Below are 2,892 nucleotides of genomic sequence, written 5' to 3'. Positions count from 1 at the left end.
ATTTTAGAGAAATGCTTGAAAGCTCAAGGAGCAATGACGACTTTAAAAGGACGTGGGAGTATGAAACAAATTGGTTAAAGTTGACTGATAACATCTTGTCACAGTTAAAATGCAGCGCTGCGAGATATTAGTTACTTAAAATGGCTTATTTGACATTGACCACACAGCGATTATTTAAAGATGTCATATTAGGCTTGCTTTAACTATCAAGTTTAGCATTTAGGTATATCCAACGATTAAAATCTTAATTGATGAATAACTAACGTTATTTATTTGCCGTAGTTACGTGTAATGCAAACTCATTTTTTATTTCCTCTACTTTTCAGCCTCTATCTAAATTTGCTTGGTGCTTTAAATGTTCAATAAACATCGAGATCTTTTTTGCCAATTGTTTTCTGGAAGCGTAAAAGATATACAAAACTAAATCTTCAGGCTCATATTCCATTTTTACTATTTCCAGAGAACCAGCATCTATTTCATTACGACAAAATTCAGTGGGCAGTATAGCAAATCCCAGAGCTGCTAATGTGCCAGATTTAGCGAGATGCCCGCTATTGACCTTAAATGAAGACTGTACTTTTTGAGTAATAAGCTCACCTTTAGTATTTTTGAAAACCCAAGGTGCTCCATTTAACGCAGTAAAAGTATTAATGCATGGGACGTGTTTCAAGTCGGTAACCTGAAAAGGTCTGGGAGAGGTCTTTAAGAGTTTTGGGGATGCCACAACAGAGCTTGGCCAACGCTTTATCTCCTTAGCTACCCAATTATTATCTTCGAGCTTTCCTCTGTGAAAACTTAAAATCACGTCAAACCCATCAAGTAAATCCTCTTTCGGGCTTATATTTGTATCGCAACATAGTGAAATTGAGCGATGCTTGGTACAAAAAGACACGACTGCTTGAGCTAAAGCAGGCGAGTCTGGCATTAAAACTCTAAGCTGCCCAATGACCTCATGAGAGTGCTGTGTCACTTCCTCAAGAGCATCATTAAGTTTATCAAACAATGGCTGTGTGCGTAAGTAGAGATGTTCTCCTGCATCTGTTGGAGCGATTCGGCGTGTGGTTCTGTTAAATAGTCGTATATCCAGTCGCTCTTCGAGCAAAGAAATATGACGACTGATATTTGATGTAGGCAAGCTTAAAAATTCCGCAGCACGTTTGAAGCTGTTGTTCTCATAGACACAGTGAAAACTTTTTAGCCACTGCTGGTCAATTTTATCAAGTATCTTATTTAATCCCACTATATTGGATTATCAAACCAATAAAGCACACTTTATTACCAAAAATAGGTCTATACAATACTTATCACTAAAGTTATATGAAAAGGTTTCCAATGAGTTGGTTAGAAAAACTGTTAGATAAGAAGAATATAATCAGTACACGTAAAGCTTCTATCCCAGAGGGAATATGGACTAAATGCCCATCCTGTGATCAGATCTTATATCGCATTGCCCTCGAAAAAAATTTAGAGGTGTGCTCAAAATGCGATCATCATATGAGGATGTCAGCATGCCGCCGCTTAGACAGCTTTTTAGATAAAGGAGAGCGAATTGAGATCGCGAGTGAGCTTGAACCGAAAGACTTTCTAAATTTTAAGGATCTGAAACGCTACAAGGAACGCCTTGCTCTTGCCCAGAAAAGTACTGGAGAAAAGGATGCCTTAGTTGCGATGAAAGGAAAACTTATGGGCTTACCTGTTGTTGCGTGTGCATTCGAGTTCTCTTTTATGGCAGGATCGATGGGCTCAGTTGTAGGTGCACGTTTTGTTCAGGCAGTTGAAGCTGCTGTAGATGCAAATTGTGGATTAGTTTGCTTTTCTGCTAGTGGAGGCGCTCGTATGCAAGAATCTCTGATATCGTTAATGCAAATGTCAAAAACTAGTGCTGCGTTAAACCGGTTATCCAGTAAAGGCTTACCATATTTTTCTGTATTAACAGATCAAACATTGGGTGGCGTTTCAGCGAGTCTAGCCATGCTAGGAGATATTAACATTGGCGAGCCGAAAGCAATTATCGGCTTTGCTGGACGTCGCGTGATAGAACAAACTGTTCGGGAGAAATTACCTGTGGGCTTTCAGCGGAGTGAGTTCCTCTTAGAGCATGGCGCTATAGACATTATTATTGATAGGCGTGAAATGCGCAAACGAATTGGTGGATTGTTGGCTAAAATGACAAATACAACTATTCCTTTAAATCCATAGCTTATAGGTACTGTGGCGAAGCAGAACTAGCCAACAAGATAAAGCTCATTCAAATGAGTATAAAACATTTAAAGGTATTCAAAGTTATAAAGCCATTTATGCCCAAAACTTTCTTTCCATCGCGACCACCGCCAAGAAAGGTGGTTTTCGACGTTTTGGATACGAAAAATTACCTGAAAGCAGGATTCGACTTTGTGCTGCCAGTCAGATGAAGCTAAAGCCTATGCGTCTAAGCTGTAATGTAAGCTCAAATACGGCTACCACACGAACATAAGTGTGTATTCACAGCTATATTCCATATAAGAAAAGTTAAAACTTACCCAATTCAACTAAGCACTGCTTTCGAAGACCGCAAATTTCATTGAACAATGATTTATTAAACCTAACTCGAACAGCAAAACCATTACCATATGCAACAATACCTTGCGGTGCAGGTAGATACCATTTGTTCAGCATTCCCATATACAATATAATTTGAGCTCTTTCATATAAATTTACTCCAGTATAGTTTCGAGACTTAAACTCACATACAACAAACCTAAGCTTTAATAGATTGAACATTAGGCTTGCGCAATCTCACCCTTTCAAGGGCGAGTCAAGCAAGAGGTAACTAGTCTTTTTTCTGACTTAAAGCGCGTGAAGTTTTTACGGCTCTTTCACTTGGCGGTGTGTTTTGATTTTCAATGTACTGCT

General features: G+C 38.8%; 2 protein-coding genes. One reads left to right on the top strand and one right to left on the bottom strand.

The features are described from left to right. Positions 1 to 322: 322 nt before the first annotated feature. Positions 323 to 1,240, bottom strand: coding sequence for a LysR family transcriptional regulator (locus JIG41_RS00175; protein WP_063530097.1), 918 nt, complete (start codon positions 1,238 to 1,240; stop codon positions 323 to 325). Positions 1,241 to 1,332: 92 nt separating this feature from the next. On the opposite strand from JIG41_RS00175, the gene accD reads away from it, so the two are divergent. Further along, entirely contained in the window at positions 1,333 to 2,199 is an 867-nt protein-coding gene (gene accD, locus JIG41_RS00170; RefSeq protein WP_199524079.1) for an acetyl-CoA carboxylase, carboxyltransferase subunit beta, read from the top strand. The last annotated feature ends 693 nt before the right edge of the window (positions 2,200 to 2,892 follow it).

The sequence above is a fragment of the Pseudoalteromonas sp. bablab_jr011 genome, assembly GCF_016464045.1.
In the GTDB taxonomy this organism is placed as follows: Bacteria; Pseudomonadota; Gammaproteobacteria; order Enterobacterales; family Alteromonadaceae; genus Pseudoalteromonas; species Pseudoalteromonas lipolytica.
This window is presented reverse-complemented; position numbering and strand designations above follow the sequence as displayed.

Coding starts and splice junctions, on each gene's coding strand:
- accD (WP_199524079.1), top strand. CDS start 1,333: ATGAGTTGGTTAGAAAAACTGTTAGATAAGAAGAATATAATCAGTACA.